The organism is Marinobacter sp. MDS2 (assembly GCF_030718085.1).
Lineage (GTDB): Bacteria > Pseudomonadota > Gammaproteobacteria > Pseudomonadales > Oleiphilaceae > Marinobacter.
In genome coordinates this window covers 1,184,393-1,204,742 of record NZ_JAVAJF010000001.1, presented here as the reverse complement: position 1 = coordinate 1,204,742, position 20,350 = coordinate 1,184,393, and the positions used below count along the sequence as shown (strand labels likewise).

Below are 20,350 nucleotides of genomic sequence, written 5' to 3'. Positions count from 1 at the left end.
GCCTCCTGATCAGTTGCTGGTGTCTTCGTCTTTGATTCCCAACCAGCCGTAACCGCGTTCTTCCAATTCGAGTGCCAGTTCACGACCGCCGGATTTAACGATCCTGCCGCCGGCCAGAACGTGTACGTAGTCCGGCACAATGTGGTTAAGCAGACGCTGGTAGTGGGTGACCATCAGAATGGCGCGGTCTTCGGCGCGCAAAGCGTTAACACCGTTGGAAACGACTTGCAGCGCGTCGATGTCGAGGCCGGAGTCGGTTTCGTCCAGAATCGCCAGCTTCGGCTGAAGCAGCAGGGCCTGCATGATTTCGTTACGCTTTTTCTCACCACCGGAGAAGTCTTCGTTCACGCCACGCTTCAGGAAAGAGGGGTCCAGATCGACTTGCTTGGACACTTCTTTGGCCTGCTTCATAAATTCGGCTGCGTTCATTTCGTCTTCACCGCGATGCTTGCGCATGGCGTTGACCGCAGTGCGGAGGAATTGAAGGTTGCTTACGCCGGGGATTTCAACCGGGTATTGGAACGCCAGAAACACGCCTTCGCGCGCGCGCTCTTCAATGGCGAGGTCCAGCAGGTTTTCACCGTTCAGGGTGACTTCACCGCTGGTGACTTCAAATGCCTCGTTGCCTGCCAGAACCTGTGACAGGGTGCTCTTACCGGAACCGTTGGGGCCCATGATGGCATGAACTTCCCCGGGTTTGATGTCCAGGTTGATGCCTTTGAGGATAGCTTTGTCCTCAACGGATGCGTGCAGGTTTTTGATGCTCAGCATTTGTTGCTTCTCTCTTTTAACCGTCTGAATTCTTTGTGTTTGCCGTGGTGTTTAACCAACAGAGCCTTCAAGACTGACTTCCAGTAGCTTGCCGGCTTCTACCGCAAACTCCATCGGCAGCTCTTTGAACACCTCTTTACAGAAGCCGTTTACGATCATGGATACGGCCTGCTCCGGGTCGATACCACGCTGGCGGCAGAGGAACATCTGCTCGTCGCTGACCTTGGAGGTGGTGGCTTCGTGTTCCACGATGGCCGATTTGTTCTTGCTCTCGATGTACGGGAAGGTGTGGGCGCCGCAGCGGTCTCCAATCAATAGCGAGTCACACTGGGTAAAGTTACGCGCGCCATCGGCCGCGGGGCCGAATTTCACCAGACCACGGTAAGCGTTGGAGCTGCGGCCGGCCGAAATGCCTTTCGAGATGATGGTGCTCTTGGTGTTCTTGCCAAGGTGGATCATCTTGGTGCCGGTGTCGGCCTGCTGGTAGTTGTGGGTCAGGGCGACGGAGTAGAACTCGCCGACACTGTTGTCCCCACGCAGTACGCAGCTCGGGTATTTCCAGGTGATCGCGGAGCCGGTTTCAACCTGAGTCCACGACACTTTGGAGTTTTTACCGATACAGGCGGCGCGCTTGGTTACGAAGTTGTAGATGCCGCCTTTGCCGTGCTCATCGCCCGGGTACCAGTTCTGTACGGTCGAGTACTTAACTTGCGCATCGTCGAGGACAACAATCTCAACCACGGCTGCGTGCAGCTGGTTTTCGTCCCGCATGGGGGCGGTACAACCTTCGAGGTAGCTTACGTAGCTGCCTTCTTCAGCAACGATCAGTGTGCGCTCGAACTGGCCGGTGTTGGCAGCGTTGATCCGGAAGTAAGTGGACAGTTCCATCGGGCAGCGAACGCCTTTCGGAATGTACACGAACGAGCCGTCCGAGAAGACGGCGGAGTTCAACGCGGCGAAATAGTTGTCGCCGGCAGGAACCACGCTGCCCAAGTATTTCTTGATCAGTTCGGGATGCTTGTGTACCGCTTCGGAAATCGGGCAAAAAATAACGCCCGCTTTTTCCAGTGGTTCTTTGAACGTGGTGGCTACCGATACGGAATCGAATACCGCATCAACCGCAACGCCGGCCAGTTTGGCCCGCTCGTGCAGCGGAATACCCAGCTTTTCATAGGTGCGCAGCAGCTCCGGATCGACTTCGTCCAGGCTCTGGGGCATGTCTTCTTTTTTCTTGGGCGCCGAATAGTAGGAGATGTCGTTGTAGTCCACTTTCGGGAAATCGACGTGGGCCCATTCGGGTTCTTCCATGTCCAGCCAACGACGATAAGCCTTGAGGCGCCATTCAAGCATAAACTCGGGTTCTTGCTTGATTTCTGACAGGCGGCGGATTACATCTTCATTGAGGCCGGGTTCAAAGGTGTCTGATTCAATTTCGGTCACGAAACCGTGTTCGTATTCCCGTTTGATCAGCTCTTTCACCTCATTGTCGGTGGTCGCCATGATCGTCGCTCCGTAATTCTCTCATCTGGGGCATGGTGCCCTGTGTTTCGCCGGGGGAGGCTGAAGGTTAAAGGGCCTCTCCCGTTGCTTCTGGCGAATGATTATACAATACCAGAGTAATTTAGTCAGGTATTAAATCGGTCGTGTAGGGATTATACCTTAATCATGCCTGCAGCCCTACATTCCGGCCCGAGTTGAGGGGGCGATGTTGGTCTATGCTTGAGGTGACCTGAAGTGGCTTCTCTCATCGTTCTTGCTAAAAGGTCGCATTGTTTATTTTCAGCTAACAGGTGTACGCTGGAGTCTGGAATTTGATGAAGGTAGGGAAATGACTAAGCGAGGGAGCAATATGGGATCGGTCAATTCGTCGCCTGAAGCTTCGGTAAAGTCTTTGGGTGGGCATGTCAGCTCATTGATTAAAATTCAACTGGCTCGCGGCAAGGTTGGAGTTGAAGCCGTTGCGGGTCAATTGAACATGAGCCGTTACACGTTACACAAAAAGTTGCGTCAGGAAGGGGTGACGTTTGCGGCGTTGTTGGAGCAGGTCCGCCGAGAGCAGGCGATTGCTTATATGAAAGATAAGTCCAAGCCGCTGGTTGAAATTGCCGAACAGCTTGGTTTTTCAGAGCTGAGCGCATTCAGCCGGGCGTTCAAGCGCTGGATGGGAACGCCGCCGGCTGAATACCGATCGCTTCGGATGTCCTGATCAGACTTTCTTGAAAATCAGGGTGGCGTTGGTGCCGCCAAAACCGAAGCTGTTACTCATTACCAAGTCCAGATTCTGGTTGTCCATGCGTTCCCGGACAATCGGGAAACCTTCCGCACCTTCGTCCAGATTCTGGATGTTGGCCGATGGTGCAATAAAGCCTTCTCGTTGCATGATCAACGAGTAAATGGCTTCATGCACACCCGCCGCACCCAGTGCGTGGCCACACAGTGGTTTGGTTGAGCTCAGGGGCGGAATGTTATCGCCAAAGGTTTTCCTGAGAGCCTGAAGCTCGGTGATATCACCCGCAGGGGTACTGGTGCCGTGAGTGTTGATGTAATTGATTTCACCATCAACGTTGGCCATCGCCTGCTGCATGCAGCGAATAGCGCCTTCGCCACTTGGTGCAACCATGTCGGCGCCGTCCGATGTTGCGCCAAAGCCTACCAGCTCCGCCAGGATGGTCGCGCCCCGTGCCTCTGCGTGTTCCAATGCTTCCAATACCACAGCGCCGCCACCACCAGAAATGACGAAGCCGTCGCGGTCTGCATCGTAGGTGCGTGAGGCTTGCTCAGGGGTGTCGTTGTACTTGGTAGAGAGTGCGCCCATGGCGTCAAACATCAGGCTGAGCGTCCAGTGGATATCTTCACCGCCACCGGCGAGCATGACGTCCTGGCGACCCAGTGCAATCTGATCAGCGGCGTGGCCGATGCAGTGGGCGCTGGTCGCACAGGCAGAAGTAATGCCGTAATTGATGCCTGTAATGCCGAACGCGGTCGTGATGGAAGCGTTGATGGCGCTGCCCATGGTGCGCGGAACTCGGTAGGGGCCAACCCGGCGAATACCTTTGTCGCGATGGGTGTCGATGGCATCTAGCAACTCAACCGTTGATGCGCCGCCGGTACCAAACACGGCACCTGTGGTGTTCGCACGAATTTGCTCGTCGGTCAGGCCTGCCTGTTCAATGGCTTCTTTGGTGGCCAGATAACTGTAACCGGCGGCCGGGCACATGAAACGCAAGATTTTGCGATCAATCAGCTCGGACAGGTTTAAATCAATCTTGCCGGAAATGTGGCTGCGTAAACCGTTGTCGCGGGCCTCTTCGCTGAGCGCAATGCCAGAGCGGGACTCACGCAGAGATTCGGCGACTTCTTTTTGATTGGTTCCAAGGCTGGAGACAATCCCCATGCCAGTGATAACAACACGACGCATCTTGCTAACTCCTAAAAGTCTTCAGTGGAGGTGAACAGGCCAACCCGCAGATCTTTGGCGGTGTATATTTCACGACCATCCACTTCCATTCGGGCATCTGCAATCGCCATGGTCAATTTGCGGCGAATCAGGCGCTTAATATCCAGATAATAGGTGACCTTTTTGTTACTCGGCAGCACCTGACCAAAGAATTTCACTTCACCGGCACCCAGTGCGCGACCTTTGCCTTCGCCGCCGCCCCAGGCCAGATAAAAGCCAACCAGCTGCCACATGGCATCCAGCCCCAGACAGCCCGGCATGACCGGGTCGCCCTGGAAATGAACTTTGAAAAACCAGAGGTCCGGATTGATGTCCAGCTCAGCGACCAGGCTGCCTTTACCGTACAGGCCGTCATCAGCGCCAACGTGGGTGATGCGATCGACCATCAGCATCTCGTCGATGGGCAAGCGCATATCGCCGGGGAACAATTCGCCGTGACCGCAACGGATCAGGTCTTCTTTGTCAAAGTGATCAGGATACATATTGAGGGTGTCTCTGTTTCAATATTTGATACACCTACTTTAGCGCCTGATACGAAAACGGCTATTGACCTTTAGTGGATGATTGACGGTTTTCCTCAAACGCGACGGGCGCGGAGACAATCTCCGTACCCGTCACCGCGCGTTTTGCGTACAATGCCGGCGATAAATGGATGACTAAAAGGAAAGTGTTGATGACTGCGTACATGATTCTGAAGCACCTGCACATGACCGCTGCGTACCTGACTCTGACATTGTTTGTGCTGAGGTTGGTGCTGGATGTGGTGGGCCGGCCAGGCTGGCGAGAAACGCCACTGCGTTGGATTCCCCATGCTAACGACACGGTGCTGTTGGTCGCTGCCATCGCGCTTTTGTTTGTGGCCGGTTACGCGTCAAGCATGCCGGGTTGGTTGATCGCCAAAATCGTGTTGTTGGTGGGTTATATTGTGGCGGGTGTCTTTGCCATCAAACCGAAGTTTTCCACACCGGTTCGTGTGATTGCGGCCATTATTGCCTTGTTGCAGGTGGGCGCTATTTTCCACTTGGCTATGGCTAAGCCGCTTCTGGGTTAAGGCTGCGGCCGAAGCCCGAACAGCAAAAGGTGCCCATGCTTTTGTCGAGGCATGGGCACTTTTTTATGGCACCAACCAGCGCGGTGCCGCGACATCAGCGCTCCAGTTTTTCGCTCAGCTCATCCAGTTTGCGCTGAACCGACTGAAGCTGTTGAACGATTTGGTCCCGCTCATCGTGGGCCTTCTGCGCCGCCTCGGCGTTTTGCTCTTCGCCCATCACTTCCAGAATCGCGCCGATCATCATGTTTAGAAACACGAACGCCGTGAGGAAGATAAAGGTCAGGTAGAAAATCCAGCTAAGGGGATAATCCGCCATGGTGGCATACATTACGTCGGTCCAGTCTTCGAAGGTGGCGACCCGGAATAAAGTAAGCATGGATATCGCCACATCACCCCAGAGCTCTTCATCCACGCTGGCGAAGAACATGGAACCAATGGCTGCGTAGATGTAGAAGATGATAAACATCAGCAGCGCGATGTAGCCCATCCGCGGAATGGCTTTAAGCAGCGAGTTGATCAGGAAGCGCAGCTCGGGTACGACCGATACCAGTCGCAAGACCCGGAATACCCGAAGTAACCGGCCCAGCAATACCGCCTCGGAATTGTCGAGGGGGATCAAACTGCCAATCACCACTAGGGTATCGAACAGGTTCCAGCCATCCATCAGAAACCGCCGTTTCGCGGGGCAGGCGGCAAAGCGGAAGAGTATTTCAATTAAGAAAAACAGGGTAATGGCGTTATCTAATACTGTTATTGCCTGTTCCAGCAGTGGTGGTAAGTCATAGGTCTTCGCGCCGATAGTGAGGGCGGAAAGAATAATGATGGCAATGACCGCGCCTTGAAAAATCTTACTGGACTCAATGCGCTTGAGTTGTTCAAAACTGTTGGAAGAAGACAGCTCAACAGACATCACTAAGGCTCCGGATAAAAAGAATCGGGGCAATTCTAATGGTCTGGTGCGGTCGGTGGTAGCTTTGTATGGAGATCTGACGAAGCGTTAACGGGCCGCCCTGAAAAACGTCAGAAATTGCCGCTCTTTCTGCTGGGCGTCGTGCAGGGTTGTTTCGTTGAAACGAAGCCGGGTGCCAGGCGGCCTTTGGGCCAGTGCGTCGAGGCTCCGAGGCGTAACGGCGCCCAGTTTTGGATAGCCTCCGATGGTTTGGCGGTCTTGCAGCAAGATGATGGGTTGGCCGTCTGCCGGGACCTGAATGGCGCCAAGACTGGTGCCTTCGGAGATAAGCTGGCGGCCTGAGACCTCCAGCGTCGGGCCCGAAAGGCGGGCTCCCATTCGATCAGATTGAGGGCTCAGGGTATAGGTGTTAGTGAAGAAGGTTGCCCGTGCGGCTGTTGAAAACCGCTCAATCTGTGCGCAGGGCACAACATCCAGCGTCAGCGGCGTGCTGTAATCCGGAATCCATTGGTTGGGTATGGTGCGATTGGCAACCGGAGGCGCGGCGGCTGCGCACGCTAAAAAGTCGCCTTCGTTCAGCGGCTGGCCATCGCTGAGAAAGCCGCCGGTGCCTTCACGGAAGACCGTGGCACAACTGTTCCCCAGATGGGCATCGGCCACAAAACCGCCTCGCACAGCAAGATAAGAGCGGACACCGGCACGAGGCGCGCTTAACGCCACGGTATCTCCGGTTTCGATTCGAATGGTGGTCCACAGAGGTTTTGGTTCGCCATTCACTGTGAGCTGTACCTCGGCACCGGTCACGACGATTTGAGTGTCCAGGCCGCTGGTGAATGTGGCGCCACCAAAGGTGATTTCCAGTGCCGCTGCACGGTATCTGTTGCCCAACAGGTGGTTCGCCCAAGCCCATGCATGCCGGTCCATGGCGCCTCCAGTGGTAAGCCCCATGTGCATGACACCCCGACGGCCTGCGTCCTGAAGCAGCGTGAAGAAGCCCGGCCTAGTCACATAAAAGCCTGTGGGGGCGCTCATTCGGGCTGCCCACCCAGCGCGAGGTATTCGTCTCGTGTGATGGCCCGAAACCGGACCTTTTGTCCCGCGCTCAAGAGCGAGGGCTGCTCTCTGCTGGCATCGAACATGGTCAGCGGGGTGCGGCCAATCAGGTTCCAGCCGCCCGGCGATTCCAGAGGATAAATAGCGGTCTGTTGATCGGCAATGCCAAGGCTGCCGGCAGGGACTTTCGGCCTCGGAGTGGCAAGCCGGGGTGTAGCGAGTTCTTGAGGAACTTCTCCCAAATAGGCGAAGCCGGGCGCAAAACCGATCGCAAACACGTGGTAAACCTGCTCGCTGTGGCGTTGAATGACCTGGTCTATGGTCAAGCCGGCCCGTTTAGCGACGGCCTCCAGGTCTGGGCCAACGCTGGAGTGATAGTACGCAGGGATGTCGATGATGCCTGCGTTATTCGGTTCTGCCGGGCGCTCGGGTAAGTCGTCCAGGATGGCGGTTACATCTGCGAGCAGGCTCGAATAGTCGTCTTTCAGTAAGTCGTAACGCAGCAGAAGCGACGTATAAGACGGCACCCGATCAACAAGGCGCGACCCGAGTTTGCTGGATAACGCTTCACCAGCGAGGTGAATCGTTTCAGTGAGCGCGATATCGATACGGTCGCCAAAATACAGGGTAAGTGTATCGATACCGGTTGCCTGACACCGCCATCGCATCAGTGCAGATCCTTCAGGGCCTTTCGGATGGCTTCTACGGCGGCAATAGAATCCGGATTGTCACCGTGCACGCATAAAGAGTCCGCTTCGAGTTGCACCGGGCTACCATTGATGCTTTGTATCGGGGTGCCGGTCGCAAGATGGCGGGCTTGCTCAACAATGGTGGCGGTGTCTTTATAAACGGCGCCGGCCTGGCTTCGCGGCACGATAAACCCACGCTCGTCATAGGCCCGGTCGGCAAAGGCTTCCAGGATGAGCGGCACATCGTATTCTTCGCAGAGGGTTTTCAGGCCGGTGTTGTCGGCCGTGGACATGGCCATAAGTGCGAGCTGATGCGGGGAGCGGCTAACGGCGAGCAGAATGCTTTCAAGAATGGCCTCGTCACGCATCATGTCGTTATACATTGCACCGTGGGGTTTCACGTAACGCACGAGGCCGCCTTGTGAGGCCGCAATGTGGCTAAGCGCACCGATTTGATAACTGACCATGGCGGTAAGTTCGGCGGGTTTAATTGACATCGCGCGGCGGCCGAAGCCTTGCAGATCGGGGTAGGAGGGGTGTGCGCCCAGTTCCACGCCGTGTTTTAAAGCCAGCTGTACGGTGTGCTGCATCGTGATGGGGTCGCCGGCGTGAAAGCCGCAGGCAATGTTGGCCTGATCGATGAATGGCATGACCTGCTCATCCATGCCCATCGTCCAGGCACCGAAGCTTTCCCCTAAATCACAGTTTAATCGCATTGCAGACTCCGAATGATTTGCCATTCGCCCTCGCTCACCGGCATGACGGACAGTCGGTTGCCTTTGCGAACCAACGGCAGCTCTTCCAGACCTTCTGTATTTTTCAGTCGGTCCAGCGAGATCAATTGCGGCAGTTTTTCCTCGAACTGCATATTGACGGCTTGCCAGCGAGGTTGTTCTTGCGTGCTTTTGGGATCGTAGTAGGGCGACTCGGCATCGAATTGTGTCGGGTCAGCGTAGGCGCTTCGAGTGACCCGAACAACGCCCGCGATGCCGATGTTTTTACAGCTGGAGTGATAGATCAATACCTGATCGCCTTCGGCCATCTGCCGCAGGAAATTGCGAGCTTGATAGTTGCGAACGCCGTCCCAGGGGATGCTTGTATCCGCCTGCTTCGCAAAATCATTGATGCTGCATTCGGAGGGTTCCGTTTTTACCAGCCACTTGGCCATGAGTGTCGAGCCCGTTAAACAATGTGAGGAAGCACGCCAATATAGATGGCACCAAAATGACAGGCGCTTCCGCCAAGCACAAACAGGTGCCACACCGCGTGCATGTAGGGGATGCGGTCTGCCAGATAGAACACCACACCCGCGGTATAAACGATACCTCCCGCAACGGTCAAGTACAGGGCTGTTTCACTCAGGCTCGCGGCCAGATCGTCAGATGCGAAGGTGATCAGCCAGCCCATGGCCACATAGATGCCTACCCGGGCCAGTTTGAAGCGATTTTTGAAGATAACTTTCAGTGCAACGCCGGCAAAGGCCAGCGACCAGATAACGGCGAATAATGTCCAGCCGGTTGTTCCGCGCATGTTGACCAGTAAAAACGGGGTGTAGGTGCCCGCAATTAACAGGAATATGGCGCAATGATCTAGCGTTTTATAGAGGGATTTTAGTTGTGGGCTGCGGGCGCCATGGTAGAGCGCTGAGGCCATATAAAGCAGAACCAGTGACAAGCCGAATACGCTGAAACTGATGATTTTCCAAATGTCTCCCATCTGACTGGCGCCGGCGATCAGCGCGATTGTGCCGATCACACTCAGAGCTGCGCCGAGCCCGTGAGTAGCGCTGTTTAACCATTCTTCGATGCGGGCGTGAGGGGTGTTTTTGGCTGCATTCGGGTAGTTGGTTTCGTGTGTCATCTGCGCTGCCTGAATCCTGTAAAGAGATAATTCGATTCAGCGTACAGGTGTACGCACAAGTTTTCCACGAGTAATCGCCGTTTTCTCAGCGGTTTTTGCTGGCGGCTTTTAGCCGGGAGAAGGTGGCGGGCACCACGCCAAGCCAGGCTGCTAACTGGTTATCCGGCACCCGCTTTACGAGTTCCGGGTATTCCTCAAGCAAAAGCGCGTACCGTTCCTGGGCGGGCATGGTTTGCTTTCGAAATTCCCGCATGCTGGTCAATTCTGCGATTTCTTCGGTCAGCATCAAGGCAAATTTTGCCCAGAGGCCATCGCCATGGCGCTGAATGGCTGAGCGAAAGGCGGCAAAATCGGCCACCCACAGTGTGGCCGGGACAACACTGGTCAGGCACAGGGTGTTACGAACGGTTCTGGCGCGACCAAACACCGGCCAAACCAAGTCGCCTTCTGTGAAAAAGTGATGAACGGCGACTTTACCGGATGAAGACTCGCGGAATAAACGCAGGATCCCGTATTGGATAAGATAAACGTTTGCCCAAGGGTGGTCGTGCTTTTCCAGCGGTGTTTCAGCATCAACGCGGCGCTGGTGAAACAAACGGGCTATGTCGCTGAGGAAGCGTGCTTCGCTGGTGTTCTGTTTTTCGTTCAGGCAAATGCCAAAGGCACGGCTAAGTCCGTTCAGCAGGGCGGTTTCGGCAGGTGCAGAATCCGGTTGAATAATCTCAGGGTCATCATCGCCCAGCAGGCAGGGAGCGGATGCGAGCGGAGGGCTGAAACGGCTGTTCATAATCTCACTCTCTCTGTGTAGGCCCAAATTGGATTATCCTGCTCAAAAATAAAGATCTCAAATGATTTAAATGGTTAAGGATGTTTGGCTGAATAGATAAGCTGCTAATTGGGAAGTTACCTCTTTCGGGCTCGGTGGTAGACTGCGCTGTTTAATCCGTTTTCATGTATTACCCGTCCGGAGACGCCATGACCGCTGCGCTGGCCCTGTTTATAAAACTTCTACCTCTATACGTAACAGTGGCGCTTGGCTGGATAGCGGGTCGTTATCTGGAGGTCAGCGGAAAGCATATCGCGGGCATGATGCTGTACATCGTGACACCGTCTGTGGTGTTTTCCGGCGTGATGGCCGCGCCCTTGTCGCCGGAAGTGATTTTGTTGCCGTTTCTTGTATTCGGTTTTTGTACGGCTCTGGCGTTAACACACATGGCGCTGGCTCGTAAGCTGCTGACCGATGGCAGTGCGCCGGTGATCCCGTTAACCGTGGGCACCGGTAATACGGGCTATTTCGGCATCCCGGTGGCGTTGTTATTGTTCGGTGAGCAAGGCCTGGCGCTATACATCGTGTGCATGCTGGGTACCACTCTTTTCGAAAATTCTGTGGGTTTTTATCTGGCGGCCCGAGGCAAATACAGCATCCGCGATGCGTTGATTCGCGTTGCGAAACTGCCGTCTGTGTATGCTTTCCTGTTGGCGGTGTGTTTGAACCTGTCGGGGGTGGGGATTCCAGACCCGTTCGTGCCGCTGTTTGATAACCTGCGCGGTGCCTACAGCATATTGGGCATGATGATTATCGGAATGAGCATTCTGAGTTTCAGGGGGCTGGCCGGAAACCCGGTGTTTACCGGGCTGGCGTTTTTCGGGAAGTTTGTGTCCTGGCCGGTGCTGGCCTTGGCGTTCTGGTGGCTGGATGCCAGTGTTCTGGGCATCTACGACCAAGCCGTACACCAGGCGATTTTTCTGATTTCCATCACCCCGATAGCCGCCAATACGGTGGTCATCGCCACGCTGCTGGATGCATCGCCCCAGCAGGCGGCCGGTACCACCCTGCTCAGCACGTTATTTGCGCTTGGCTTTATACCGGTGATGGTTTCACTCGTATTTTAATGCGAGTGTGATGGCGAAGCGCTCACGTTCTGAGCCAGAGTCTCAGCACGGGCCGCGGTAATGTCTTTCTTGGCATGCCGCATAACGCTGATACCCGCGGTGATGGCTAAGGTGCCCATAATCGCGGCCACGACTAAGTCCGGCCATGCGGTGCCGGTGCCGAACACGCCCAGTGCCGCGCCCATAACGGCGATGTTGCTGATGGCATCGTTGCGACTGCATAACCACACCGAGCGCATATCGGAATCGCCTTCCCGAAACTTGAACAACACAACCGCCACGCACACGTTGGCCATCAGTGCGAGAAAACCGACACTGCCCATAGTTAAAGGTTCCGGTGTGGTGCCTGCCTCCAGTACCCACAGTGCCCGAGCCCAGACAACTAAGCCAAACACGGCCATGGTGATGCCTTTGACCATGGCAGCACGGCCACGCCACAGCATGCCCATGGAAAGAACCGTAAGCGAAAGAATGTAGTTGGCGCTATCGCCAAAGAAGTCGATGGCGTCGGCCATGAGTGACACCGACCCGGACGAAAGACTGGCAACGCCTTCTACCAGGAACATGGCAAGATTCACCCACAAGGCAAACCACAAAGCGCGACGAAAGCCGGGTGCGGGTGTTTTGGGTGTAGGGGCAGAGCAGGAACAAGCCATAGTGACCTCCAATGAATCAATGTCACCATTAAAAACCCTGTAGTTGCTACAGGGTCAAGCCCTTTGTACGATGATCTGCTTAGTCACCGTTACCGGCTCCATGAGTACCGGGCACATGATTGTGGGGCTCCGCATCAGAGAGTTTTTCCAACTCGGTATTCAGGCCGTCAAGAATGCCGCAATCGCTGATGGCCCCGGGGGATGCGCAGGCACGCTGAAGGCTTACCAAAGTTTGTTCAAGGCTGGCCAGCTCCTTCAGGCGGGCACGCACATGCGACAAGTGGCTTGCGAGCAGCGCATCGACTTCCGAACAGTCGGCGGTGGGCTTTTCGGCCAGCCGAAGCAATTCGCGAATTTCGTCTTGCGCCATATCCAGATTGCGACATCGCCGGATAAACAACAGGCGGTCAAGGTGTGCTTTGGCGTAACTTCGGTACCCGTTTTCCCCGCGCTCCGGGGCTGGCATCAGGCCGATCTTTTCGTAGTAGCGAATGGTTTCGACGGGCACGTTGGCCTGTTGGGAGAGTGCGCCGATTTTCATGTTATACCTCGTTCACCATAATGGGCTTACTGTTACCCACTTTATGCGTCAGGTAAACCATCGCTATATCTCCTCTATGTGCTCCAGAATCCAATCAGCCCGCTTTATCAGCGCCTCGCGCCGCTCCGGTTTCTGTTTGTCCCAGTTCCGATACATCATGCCCATGCGATGATTGTTGGCGAAATCGTCTCGGTGGCGGTCGATGAAATGCCAGTACAGGCTGTTAAACGGGCAGGCATCTTCGCTTGTGGCATCCTGAACGCGGTAGTGGCAGTTCTGGCAGTGATCTGACATCCGCTGGATGTACTTGCCGCTGGCTGCGTAGGGCTTGGAACCCAGATATCCGCCATCCGCGTGCATCACCATGCCGAGCACATTCGGTAGCTCCACCCAGTCGTAGGCATCGGCGTAGACGGCAAGATACCAGTCACAGATTTCCTCGGGTTTGACCCCGGCCAGCAGAGCGAAGTTGCCGGTGACCATCAAGCGTTGTATGTGGTGGGCATAGGCATTTCGGTGGGTGGCATCGATCGCCTTGTGCATGCACCGCATTTTTGTGTCACCGGTCCAGTAAAACCATGGCAACGAGCGGGTGTTGCCCAAGCGGTTTTCACGGGCGTAATCGGGCATTAAGCGCCAGTAAATTCCGCGCACAAACTCACGCCAGCCAAGAATCTGACGCACAAATCCTTCAACGGCGTTCAATGGAGCCTGGCCGGAGTGCCAGGCGCGAACGGCGGCTTCGCAGGCATCCAATGGGGCCAGCAATCCGGTGTTGATATAAGGCGAAAGAATGGCGTGGAACAGCCAGTCTTCCTGATCCGACATTGCGTCCTGATAGTCGCCGAAGCAGGGCAGGGCGAAGTCAACAAAGTGCGCGAGTGCCTGTTGAGCCTGATCAGCGGTAACGGCAAAGTGAAAATCGTCGGTTGTGCCAAAATGGTCTGAAAAGTGCTCATTCACTTGCTTGATAACGGCTTGGGTAATGTCGTCGGGTTCGACCCGAAACGGGCCGAGGGCGGGAGGCTTGCCGGTCCACTTCTTGCGGTTGTCTGCATCGTAATTCCACTGGCCGCCCTCCGGTTGCCCGTCTGGCGTCATTAAAAGGCCCGTTTTCTTGCGCATCTCCCGATAAAAGAATTCCATGCGCAATTGTTTTTTGCCGTCCGCCCATTCGGCAAACTCTTTGTGGCTGCAGATAAACCGGGTGTCTGGACGAATTTCGACGGGAATGCCCAGAGCTTTGTGCCACTGGCTGATTTGGCGATGTAAACGCCATTCACCGCATTCGGTGGTAATCAGGCGCTTCGGCTGGTGCTGTTGCACCGCAGTGGCGATGACTTGTTGCAGAGACTGCGCCGGGTTATTCGGGTGGTAGGGTTGATACTGAACCCGCCAACCGTGTTGTTCCAATTCTTGGGCGAAGTGCCTCATGGCACTGAAAACAAGCACCAGCTTTTTCTTGTGATGATTGGTATAGCTGGCTTCATCATGAACCTCGGCCATCACGATCAGATCATTTTCCTTATCAGCGTCTTCAAGGGCAGACAGGGTTGTGCTGAGCTGATCACCAAGAATCAAAATGAGGTTGGCCATGGCGTTCTCCGGCAAAGTTTATCCTTAAGGGGTAGATGAACTACGCCATGAGCACAAGTTTGGTTTAAAGCGCCCAGTGATAAGCTTTACTGATCCGTATCAATAGATACAACGGGCCGCCAAGGCATAATCCCTGCCTTCCGGTTTACCGCTTTACCTGACGTTAGAGTGACCACTATGGCTTCATCGATTTCTGCAGACAGCAACCTGCCCGCCTTTATTTGGGACGAGGCGCTGATTCGTCGTTACGATCTCAGTGGCCCGCGATACACCTCCTATCCAACGGCGGTGGAGTTTACGCAGGAATACTCTATCGAAGACATGGTGAAGGCTGCCGGTCGCAGTAAAGCTGCGGGCGGGCCGATTTCGCTGTATACCCACCTGCCGTTTTGTGCGCACCTTTGTTACTACTGTGCCTGCAATAAAGTGATCACCAAAAAGCGCGACAAAGCCATGCCTTATGTCGAGCGTGTTCTGAAAGAAGCGGCTATCCAATCGAAGTTGTTTGGTGCCAACCGGCCAGTGCAACAGCTGCACTGGGGCGGAGGCACGCCGACATTCCTGCCGAAAGATGTGATGCAGCATCTGATGGAAGGTTATGGCGAACTGTTCAATCTGCAGTCCGGAGACGATCGGGACTACAGCGTTGAAATTGACCCTCGTGAAGTCGACGAAGACACTCTGCCAACCCTTTGGAAACTGGGATTCAACCGAATCAGCCTGGGCGTGCAGGACGTGAACCCGGAAGTGCAAAAAGCGGTTAACCGCATTCAGCCGCGGGAAATGACCGTGGGTGTGCTGAATGAAGCGCGCCGCCTTGGGTTCCGTTCAATCAATCTGGACCTGATCTACGGATTGCCGCACCAAACGCCGGAAAGCTTCGCCGAAACGCTGGAGGCGGTGATCGACATGTCACCAGACAGGCTGTCGGTATTTAGCTACGCACACCTGCCAGATCGCTTCTATCCGCAAACCCGGATACTGGCAGATACCTTGCCAACCCCTCAGCAGAAACTGACGATCCTTCATAACACCATCAATCGGTTGCTCGAAGCAGGCTACGAGTACATTGGTATGGACCACTTTGCCAAACCCGATGACAGTTTGGCCGTTGCCCAGCGCGAGGCGCGCCTGCACCGGAACTTCCAGGGCTATACCACCCACGCAGACTGTGATCTGGTGTCACTGGGTGTGTCGGCCATTGGTCAAACTGATGATGCGTACTTCCAGAACAACCACGACCTGCCTTCCTGGGAAGCATCGATTGATGCCGGGCAGTTGGCGATTGTTCGCGGAGTGGCGCTGAGCCGCGACGATCGTATTCGTCGATGGGTTATTGGCCAGCTGATTTGCCAATTCCGCTTGAATCGCAAACAATTTGCTGACCAATGGAATGAAGACTTCGACCGCTACTTCGCGGATGAACTGGCGCGCTTGAAGCCCATGATCCAGGACGAACTGATTGCCGACGACGGTTCTGTTTTGCAGGTACAGCCAGCAGGAAGATTGTTAATTCGTGCCATTTGTCAGATTTTCGATCTGTACCGGAAAGAGGGTGCCAGCCAGCGATTTTCCCGGATCATCTGAACACAACAAACCTGATGTTAATCAACAAACAGGGCTGCCTTCGGGTGGCCCTGTTTGCATTGGGCCATTGAACAGTCTGGAAAAGAATATGAGTTACTATTTGTGTCGTACACTAATATTCTGCCCTCTATAGACTAGACAATGTGCAGTAAAATGCGTATGGTTTTTTCGGCCTCACGTCTGGGCTTCTATGTGATTAACCTGAAACTCAATACATAGAAGGCGTTCGTTTCAAGAGACAGAGCAACCTCTGGATTCAGAAACGGTCGTCAGTTTGTTTTGCTTCTGGTTAAAAGGATTGAAAATACCATGACATCTAAAGAATTTTCTGAGCTTTTGCCTCGCCTTAGTATTCCTTAGCTACGTTTAGCTACCGGGCACCTTTGCCCGCGTCCTGTTGCCCCAAGCAACAGCCCCGCTTGAGCGGAAACTACAGCTCCCTGCTCGATTCTTGGCGACCGAAATTAAACGTTCGGGCAGACAGCGGATTTTTGTTTCTTCGAAAAGAGGTTGAGTCTTGAACGAGAACGGATTTACCCAGTTTTCTACAGTAACCGTGCTGTTACTGCTTGCTGCCTTCTATGGCGGTACCTACTTGTTGACTTTGCTCATCCGCAAAGACAAGGAAGATACGTCCGGCTTTATGGTGGCAGGCCACCAGGTCGGTTTCGGAATGGGTGCGGCCAGTATGACCGCCACCTGGATCTGGGCTGCGTCGTTCTACGCGGCGGCTACGTCTGGTTACACCTACGGCGTGTCGGGGCCGATTCACTACGGCTTCTGGGGCGCGCTGATGATTCTGTTCATCTATCCGTTCGGTCGCCGTTTTCGCGAACTAGCCCCTAGCGGACATACCTTGGGCGAGCTTATTCATGCCCGTCACGGCTCCTCCAGTCAGCTGATTCTGGCCGGCTCCAACGTGTTGGGCAGCATTATCAGTTTGATGGTGAACTTCACAGCGGCAGGTGCTCTGGTGTCTGTGCTGTCGCCCTTATCGTTTGAAATCGGTGTGCTGGTGGCAGGCGTGGGCGTGTTGTCTTACACCTTGACCTCTGGATTCCGTGCCTCGGTGTTTACCGACTTTGCCCAGCTGGTGGCATTGATGGCCATCGCTGTCGTGATCATTCCGGCCGTGCTGTTTTCCGCGGGTGGCCCAAGTGTGATGGTAGAAGGCCTGAGCCGCATGACCGACGAGCAGGCCAGCTTGTTCTCGGTAGACGCGATCATGAATCAGGGCGCGCCTTTCTTCGTGGCCGTATTGGCTTATGCCATTGGTAACCAGACCATTTCCCAGCGCCTGTTTGCGGTGCGTGAGAAGAACATCAAATCGACGTTTGTAACCGCAACGATCGGCTACGGTGCCATTGTGATCGGGCTGGGCATGATCGGTTTGATGGCGCTGTCGGTGGGTGTTGAGCCGTTAAATGGCGAAATGAACAACCTGATTCCGCAGATGGTGTCCACTTATCTGTCGCCGTTCTTCGTGGCGCTGTTCTTCGTGTTGGTGATCGGTTCTTTGTCTTCGACGGCGGACTCCGACCTGTCGGCACTGTCCACCATTATGATGGCCGATGTTTACGGCAAGAATATCGCCAAGAATAACCCCAATCCGAAAATCATGATGATGGTTGGTCGGATCACCATGATCGTGGCCACGGTTGCGGGCCTGATTTTCGCCAGCTTCTCATTGGATATTCTGGTGATGCTGGTGTTTGTGGGTGCCTTGTGGGGTGCAATTGTATTCCCGGTCATCGTCAGCTGCTTCTGGGACCGGGTCACCAACGCGGCCTTCACCTGGTCGGTTGTGGTGGCCATGGCGTTCTTCTGCATTGCCCGTTTCGAGTTGGTAGAGATGACAGGGCTGACCGTGCTGCTGTTTGAAGTTCTGGCGTCTGCAGGCGGCGCTGTGGTGATCGGCATGATGGTGTTCGGTTTCTTCGGCCGTGCGGCCGGATTGATTGCGGGTGCAATCACCTTGGTACTAATGCTGATTTTTGCGACCGGCTTCCTGCGTGACTACATGGTATTGGTGGCGTCGCTCACCGCATACGGTGCCAGCGCTGTGGTTTGCACAGCAATGACACTGCTCAGCAAAGAAGAGCGTTTTGACTTTGATTTGATCGAAAAACGGGTCGGTTGCTACGACGAAGCAGACACTGACGAAACTGTTGATATGATCCCGGAGGGTGCAAAATGACAAATGAATTGGTTTATGGCGCGTATATCCTGGTATGGCCGGCTCTGACGTTAGGCGTGCTCGCGGTTATCTGTGGCGCAGTAGCGCGGGATGCCCGTAACTGCCGCAAATCGGATGAAGATTTGATCTGATTAGAAGTGATTTGACGTAAAGCCGGGCAAGCCCCGGCTTTTTTTGGCCCCCAGATTATTGCCAGATACTCATTAAAGCCCCGGTCCCCAGCACGGCCGAGCCACCCACTTCGGCAATAATCAACGCAATCATAAAACCGTGTATCAACCACCCCGGCAGGTTTGATTGGCCCAGCTTGTGGGGTTTGCGAAGCTGGTTGCTGGTGTCTCGCAGAATGCCGTGGATGATGTAGGTGCCGATGGCCAGTGCAAAAAAGCCCAAGGCGCCAAGCGCTGCCAACGTGTTCACCCAATCTGCATAAACGCTATAGCTGGCGAACCATCCCAAAAGCAAGGCGGCAAAGCTGTACATCAGTGAGCTACGGTGCGCGATATCCACGTATCTTGGGGCGGCGGCTTTAGGGCTGGTGGCCATGCACCAGTATTTCCAGATACCGGTCAACAAACCCGTCATAAAAAAGATAAAAGCGGCGGAGAGACAAAGCTTTTCGGCCAGACTCATTGAATTCAGTCCTTGCATGAGAGCCATGATGGTGGCGGGGTAGGTTGTTGTGGGTGCTTCGGTCTTGGAATCTATCAGAACGGGTAGGGTGATAATAGTCAGCTTGGGCCAGTCTTGATGCAGGGTATGGGGTGGGGTTTGTCGCTAAGGATACTAAGATCAATAATGCGGTTGCCCTGAAGGTCTTTGTGCAAGAAAATAGGTTTTGAACGCTAATTCAAATAAAAACAAGGGGCTGTAAACCCCAATAACAAGAGTGCTAGCCATGCTCGCTCCCGCATCTGTTTCTGACTATCGCTTGTTGGCCAAACGAAAGCTACCGCGCATGCTGTTTGATTATCTCGATGGTGGTGCTTTTTCTGAATACACCTTGGCGGACAATCGACAGGCGTTCACTCAGTGGCGCTTTCGCCAGCGGGTAATGACCGATGTTTCTCGGGTTGATACCACTACGGAGCTGCTGGGTGCTGCAGCCAGCTTGCCTCTGGTCATGGCACCGATGGGCTTGTCGGGCATGCTGGCCAAGCGCGGAGAGGCGCAAGCAGCAAAGGCTGGCGCTAATGCAGGCATTCCCTTTTGTTTAAGCACCGTGGGCATTTGTTCTGTCGAAGAAGTTGCACGGGAAGCTCCAGGTGCCAATCTCTGGTTTCAGCTTTACGTGCTGAAAGACCGGAAATTCTCGGCAGATTTGTTGGTGCGCGCCTGGCAATCCGGCTTCAAAACCTTGGTGTTCACAGTCGATCTTGCGCGCCTCGGGCTGCGTTATCGCGATGTGCGTAACGGTATGAATGGCAACCTGTCGGTGCCGGCGAAACTCCGCAAGGCGTTGGATCTGTTGAGCCATCCCGGTTGGCTGGTGAATGTCGCCATTGGCGGAAAGCCGCTGACGTTTGGCAATCTGGCCAGTGTGGTGCCATCCGGCCGGAAGCCTGAAGATTTCAAAGCCTGGGTTGAAAGCCAGTTTGATCCTTCCGTGACCTGGCGTGATCTGGATTGGATTCGCGAAAACTGGCCCGGGAAATTGGTCATAAAAGGCATTATGGAATGCGACGATGCGCGCTCGGCTATCGCCGTGGGCGCCGATGCCATTGTGGTTTCCAATCACGGCGGACGGCAGCTGGAAGGCGCACCGGCCAGTTTGGATGTGTTACCGGCAATTGCCGAAGCGGTAGATGGAAAATGCCAGGTTCTTGTTGATGGCGGTGTTCAGACAGGGCAGGATTTGGTTCGTGCTTTGTGTCTGGGTGCGGATGGGTGTTTGATGGGGCGAGCGTGGGGCTATGCTCTGGCAGCGGGCGGGCAACTCTCTGTAGAAAACCTGCTTCATAATATACGGCTGGAAACGGAACTGACTTTGTCGCTGATGGGCAAAACGACGATCAAGCAGCTTGGTCGTTCGGACCTGATGTCGCTGAAGGAGGTGGGGGCATTGCGGGATGGTGCGGTGAGTTAATTG

The 20,350-nt window shown here is 54.8% G+C and carries 22 protein-coding genes; 7 read left to right on the top strand and 15 right to left on the bottom strand.

The annotated features are described in order from the left end of the window. Positions 1-9: 9 nt before the first annotated feature. Together sufC and sufB are read right to left on the bottom strand one after the other, a co-directional pair. Positions 10-771 carry a Fe-S cluster assembly ATPase SufC gene (gene sufC, locus Q9245_RS05805; RefSeq protein ID WP_305896249.1) on the bottom strand — a complete coding sequence of 254 codons (762 nt, stop codon included), beginning with the start codon at positions 769-771 and terminating at the stop codon, positions 10-12. A gap of 51 nt (positions 772-822) precedes the next feature. Further along, a complete protein-coding gene (gene sufB, locus Q9245_RS05800) occupies positions 823-2,271 on the bottom strand; it encodes a Fe-S cluster assembly protein SufB (protein WP_305896248.1) in 1,449 nt (482 codons plus the stop codon). Positions 2,272-2,620: 349 nt separating this feature from the next. Here sufB and Q9245_RS05795 point away from each other — a divergent pair, with 349 nt between their 5' ends. Beyond that, positions 2,621-2,977 (top strand): AraC family transcriptional regulator, encoded by a 357-nt coding sequence (locus Q9245_RS05795; RefSeq protein WP_305897181.1) that lies wholly within the window; start codon positions 2,621-2,623, stop codon positions 2,975-2,977. Here the strand turns inward: Q9245_RS05795 and fabB are convergent, their stop codons facing one another. Both fabB and fabA read right to left on the bottom strand, forming a co-directional pair. Next, positions 2,978-4,189, bottom strand: coding sequence for a beta-ketoacyl-ACP synthase I (gene fabB / locus Q9245_RS05790; RefSeq protein WP_305896247.1), 1,212 nt, complete (start codon positions 4,187-4,189; stop codon positions 2,978-2,980). 11 nt (positions 4,190-4,200) lie between these two features. Next, positions 4,201-4,710 carry a bifunctional 3-hydroxydecanoyl-ACP dehydratase/trans-2-decenoyl-ACP isomerase gene (gene fabA / locus Q9245_RS05785; RefSeq protein WP_305896246.1) on the bottom strand — a complete coding sequence of 170 codons (510 nt, stop codon included), beginning with the start codon at positions 4,708-4,710 and terminating at the stop codon, positions 4,201-4,203. Positions 4,711-4,901: 191 nt separating this feature from the next. Between fabA and Q9245_RS05780 the strand changes: the two genes are divergently transcribed. Continuing rightward, positions 4,902-5,279, top strand: coding sequence for a SirB2 family protein (locus tag Q9245_RS05780; RefSeq protein WP_305896245.1), 378 nt, complete (start codon positions 4,902-4,904; stop codon positions 5,277-5,279). Between the two features lie 94 nt (positions 5,280-5,373). On the opposite strand, the gene Q9245_RS05775 is transcribed toward Q9245_RS05780, so the two are convergent. The 7 genes from Q9245_RS05775 to Q9245_RS05745 all read right to left on the bottom strand — a co-directional run bounded on the left by Q9245_RS05775 (position 5,374) and on the right by Q9245_RS05745 (position 10,578). Then, positions 5,374-6,189: an ion transporter gene (locus Q9245_RS05775; RefSeq protein ID WP_305896244.1), complete on the bottom strand. Its 816-nt coding sequence runs from the start codon at positions 6,187-6,189 to the stop codon at positions 5,374-5,376. A gap of 87 nt (positions 6,190-6,276) precedes the next feature. Beyond that, complete coding sequence (locus Q9245_RS05770; protein ID WP_305896243.1) at positions 6,277-7,221, bottom strand: biotin-dependent carboxyltransferase family protein; 945 nt, start codon at positions 7,219-7,221, stop codon at positions 6,277-6,279. Beyond that, complete coding sequence (gene pxpB, locus Q9245_RS05765) at positions 7,218-7,910, bottom strand: 5-oxoprolinase subunit PxpB (RefSeq protein WP_305896242.1); 693 nt, start codon at positions 7,908-7,910, stop codon at positions 7,218-7,220. The genes Q9245_RS05770 and pxpB overlap by 4 nt, the downstream gene beginning before the upstream one ends. Beyond that, positions 7,910-8,647 carry a 5-oxoprolinase subunit PxpA gene (locus Q9245_RS05760; RefSeq protein WP_305896241.1) on the bottom strand — a complete coding sequence of 246 codons (738 nt, stop codon included), beginning with the start codon at positions 8,645-8,647 and terminating at the stop codon, positions 7,910-7,912. Before Q9245_RS05760 ends, pxpB begins: the two co-directional genes overlap by 1 nt. Continuing rightward, positions 8,638-9,099 carry an EVE domain-containing protein gene (locus tag Q9245_RS05755; RefSeq protein WP_305896240.1) on the bottom strand — a complete coding sequence of 154 codons (462 nt, stop codon included), beginning with the start codon at positions 9,097-9,099 and terminating at the stop codon, positions 8,638-8,640. Before Q9245_RS05755 ends, Q9245_RS05760 begins: the two co-directional genes overlap by 10 nt. Positions 9,100-9,113: 14 nt before the next feature. Then, positions 9,114-9,791 carry a hemolysin III family protein gene (locus Q9245_RS05750; protein ID WP_305896239.1) on the bottom strand — a complete coding sequence of 226 codons (678 nt, stop codon included), beginning with the start codon at positions 9,789-9,791 and terminating at the stop codon, positions 9,114-9,116. Positions 9,792-9,876: 85 nt separating this feature from the next. Next, positions 9,877-10,578 (bottom strand): Crp/Fnr family transcriptional regulator, encoded by a 702-nt coding sequence (locus tag Q9245_RS05745; RefSeq protein WP_305896238.1) that lies wholly within the window; start codon positions 10,576-10,578, stop codon positions 9,877-9,879. 188 nt (positions 10,579-10,766) lie between these two features. Between Q9245_RS05745 and Q9245_RS05740 the strand changes: the two genes are divergently transcribed. Continuing rightward, on the top strand, positions 10,767-11,684 hold the full coding sequence (locus Q9245_RS05740; protein ID WP_305896237.1) for an AEC family transporter: 918 nt from the start codon (positions 10,767-10,769) through the stop codon (positions 11,682-11,684). Here the strand turns inward: Q9245_RS05740 and Q9245_RS05735 are convergent. From Q9245_RS05735 to Q9245_RS05725, 3 genes are all read right to left on the bottom strand, one after another. Continuing rightward, entirely contained in the window at positions 11,681-12,340 is a 660-nt protein-coding gene (locus Q9245_RS05735; protein ID WP_305896236.1) for a cation transporter, read from the bottom strand. The two genes, Q9245_RS05740 and Q9245_RS05735, sit on opposite strands and share 4 nt — an antisense overlap. Positions 12,341-12,419: 79 nt before the next feature. Then, complete coding sequence (gene cadR, locus Q9245_RS05730) at positions 12,420-12,881, bottom strand: Cd(II)/Pb(II)-responsive transcriptional regulator (RefSeq protein WP_305896235.1); 462 nt, start codon at positions 12,879-12,881, stop codon at positions 12,420-12,422. 63 nt (positions 12,882-12,944) lie between these two features. Beyond that, positions 12,945-14,477, bottom strand: a complete 1,533-nt coding sequence (locus Q9245_RS05725) for a cryptochrome/photolyase family protein (protein ID WP_305896234.1) — start codon at positions 14,475-14,477, stop codon at positions 12,945-12,947. A 177-nt stretch (positions 14,478-14,654) separates the two neighbouring features. Here Q9245_RS05725 and hemN point away from each other — a divergent pair, with 177 nt between their 5' ends. The 3 genes from hemN to Q9245_RS05710 all read left to right on the top strand — a co-directional run bounded on the left by hemN (position 14,655) and on the right by Q9245_RS05710 (position 18,392). After that, the gene (hemN, locus tag Q9245_RS05720) at positions 14,655-16,064 is read left to right on the top strand and encodes an oxygen-independent coproporphyrinogen III oxidase (RefSeq protein WP_305896233.1); all 1,410 of its coding nucleotides are present in this window, start codon (positions 14,655-14,657) and stop codon (positions 16,062-16,064) included. A gap of 517 nt (positions 16,065-16,581) precedes the next feature. Beyond that, complete coding sequence (locus Q9245_RS05715) at positions 16,582-18,261, top strand: sodium:solute symporter family protein (protein WP_247059808.1); 1,680 nt, start codon at positions 16,582-16,584, stop codon at positions 18,259-18,261. Further along, positions 18,258-18,392 carry a putative transporter small subunit gene (locus Q9245_RS05710; protein WP_227664329.1) on the top strand — a complete coding sequence of 45 codons (135 nt, stop codon included), beginning with the start codon at positions 18,258-18,260 and terminating at the stop codon, positions 18,390-18,392. Before Q9245_RS05715 ends, Q9245_RS05710 begins: the two co-directional genes overlap by 4 nt. A gap of 55 nt (positions 18,393-18,447) precedes the next feature. Here Q9245_RS05710 and Q9245_RS05705 read toward each other — a convergent pair whose 3' ends face one another. Next, a complete protein-coding gene (locus Q9245_RS05705) occupies positions 18,448-18,894 on the bottom strand; it encodes a hypothetical protein (RefSeq protein ID WP_305896232.1) in 447 nt (148 codons plus the stop codon). A gap of 265 nt (positions 18,895-19,159) precedes the next feature. Here Q9245_RS05705 and Q9245_RS05700 point away from each other — a divergent pair, with 265 nt between their 5' ends. Next, a complete protein-coding gene (locus Q9245_RS05700; RefSeq protein ID WP_305896231.1) occupies positions 19,160-20,347 on the top strand; it encodes an L-lactate dehydrogenase in 1,188 nt (395 codons plus the stop codon). Positions 20,348-20,350: the final 3 nt, after the last annotated feature.

Coding starts and splice junctions, on each gene's coding strand:
- sufC (WP_305896249.1), bottom strand. CDS start 771: ATGCTGAGCATCAAAAACCTGCACGCATCCGTTGAGGACAAAGCTATC.
- sufB (WP_305896248.1), bottom strand. CDS start 2,271: ATGGCGACCACCGACAATGAGGTGAAAGAGCTGATCAAACGGGAATAC.
- Q9245_RS05795 (WP_305897181.1), top strand. CDS start 2,621: ATGGGATCGGTCAATTCGTCGCCTGAAGCTTCGGTAAAGTCTTTGGGT.
- fabB (WP_305896247.1), bottom strand. CDS start 4,189: ATGCGTCGTGTTGTTATCACTGGCATGGGGATTGTCTCCAGCCTTGGA.
- fabA (WP_305896246.1), bottom strand. CDS start 4,710: ATGTATCCTGATCACTTTGACAAAGAAGACCTGATCCGTTGCGGTCAC.
- Q9245_RS05780 (WP_305896245.1), top strand. CDS start 4,902: ATGACTGCGTACATGATTCTGAAGCACCTGCACATGACCGCTGCGTAC.
- Q9245_RS05775 (WP_305896244.1), bottom strand. CDS start 6,189: ATGTCTGTTGAGCTGTCTTCTTCCAACAGTTTTGAACAACTCAAGCGC.
- Q9245_RS05770 (WP_305896243.1), bottom strand. CDS start 7,221: ATGAGCGCCCCCACAGGCTTTTATGTGACTAGGCCGGGCTTCTTCACG.
- pxpB (WP_305896242.1), bottom strand. CDS start 7,910: ATGCGATGGCGGTGTCAGGCAACCGGTATCGATACACTTACCCTGTAT.
- Q9245_RS05760 (WP_305896241.1), bottom strand. CDS start 8,647: ATGCGATTAAACTGTGATTTAGGGGAAAGCTTCGGTGCCTGGACGATG.
- Q9245_RS05755 (WP_305896240.1), bottom strand. CDS start 9,099: ATGGCCAAGTGGCTGGTAAAAACGGAACCCTCCGAATGCAGCATCAAT.
- Q9245_RS05750 (WP_305896239.1), bottom strand. CDS start 9,791: ATGACACACGAAACCAACTACCCGAATGCAGCCAAAAACACCCCTCAC.
- Q9245_RS05745 (WP_305896238.1), bottom strand. CDS start 10,578: ATGAACAGCCGTTTCAGCCCTCCGCTCGCATCCGCTCCCTGCCTGCTG.
- Q9245_RS05740 (WP_305896237.1), top strand. CDS start 10,767: ATGACCGCTGCGCTGGCCCTGTTTATAAAACTTCTACCTCTATACGTA.
- Q9245_RS05735 (WP_305896236.1), bottom strand. CDS start 12,340: ATGGCTTGTTCCTGCTCTGCCCCTACACCCAAAACACCCGCACCCGGC.
- cadR (WP_305896235.1), bottom strand. CDS start 12,881: ATGAAAATCGGCGCACTCTCCCAACAGGCCAACGTGCCCGTCGAAACC.
- Q9245_RS05725 (WP_305896234.1), bottom strand. CDS start 14,477: ATGGCCAACCTCATTTTGATTCTTGGTGATCAGCTCAGCACAACCCTG.
- hemN (WP_305896233.1), top strand. CDS start 14,655: ATGGCTTCATCGATTTCTGCAGACAGCAACCTGCCCGCCTTTATTTGG.
- Q9245_RS05710 (WP_227664329.1), top strand. CDS start 18,258: ATGACAAATGAATTGGTTTATGGCGCGTATATCCTGGTATGGCCGGCT.
- Q9245_RS05705 (WP_305896232.1), bottom strand. CDS start 18,894: ATGAGTCTGGCCGAAAAGCTTTGTCTCTCCGCCGCTTTTATCTTTTTT.
- Q9245_RS05700 (WP_305896231.1), top strand. CDS start 19,160: ATGCTCGCTCCCGCATCTGTTTCTGACTATCGCTTGTTGGCCAAACGA.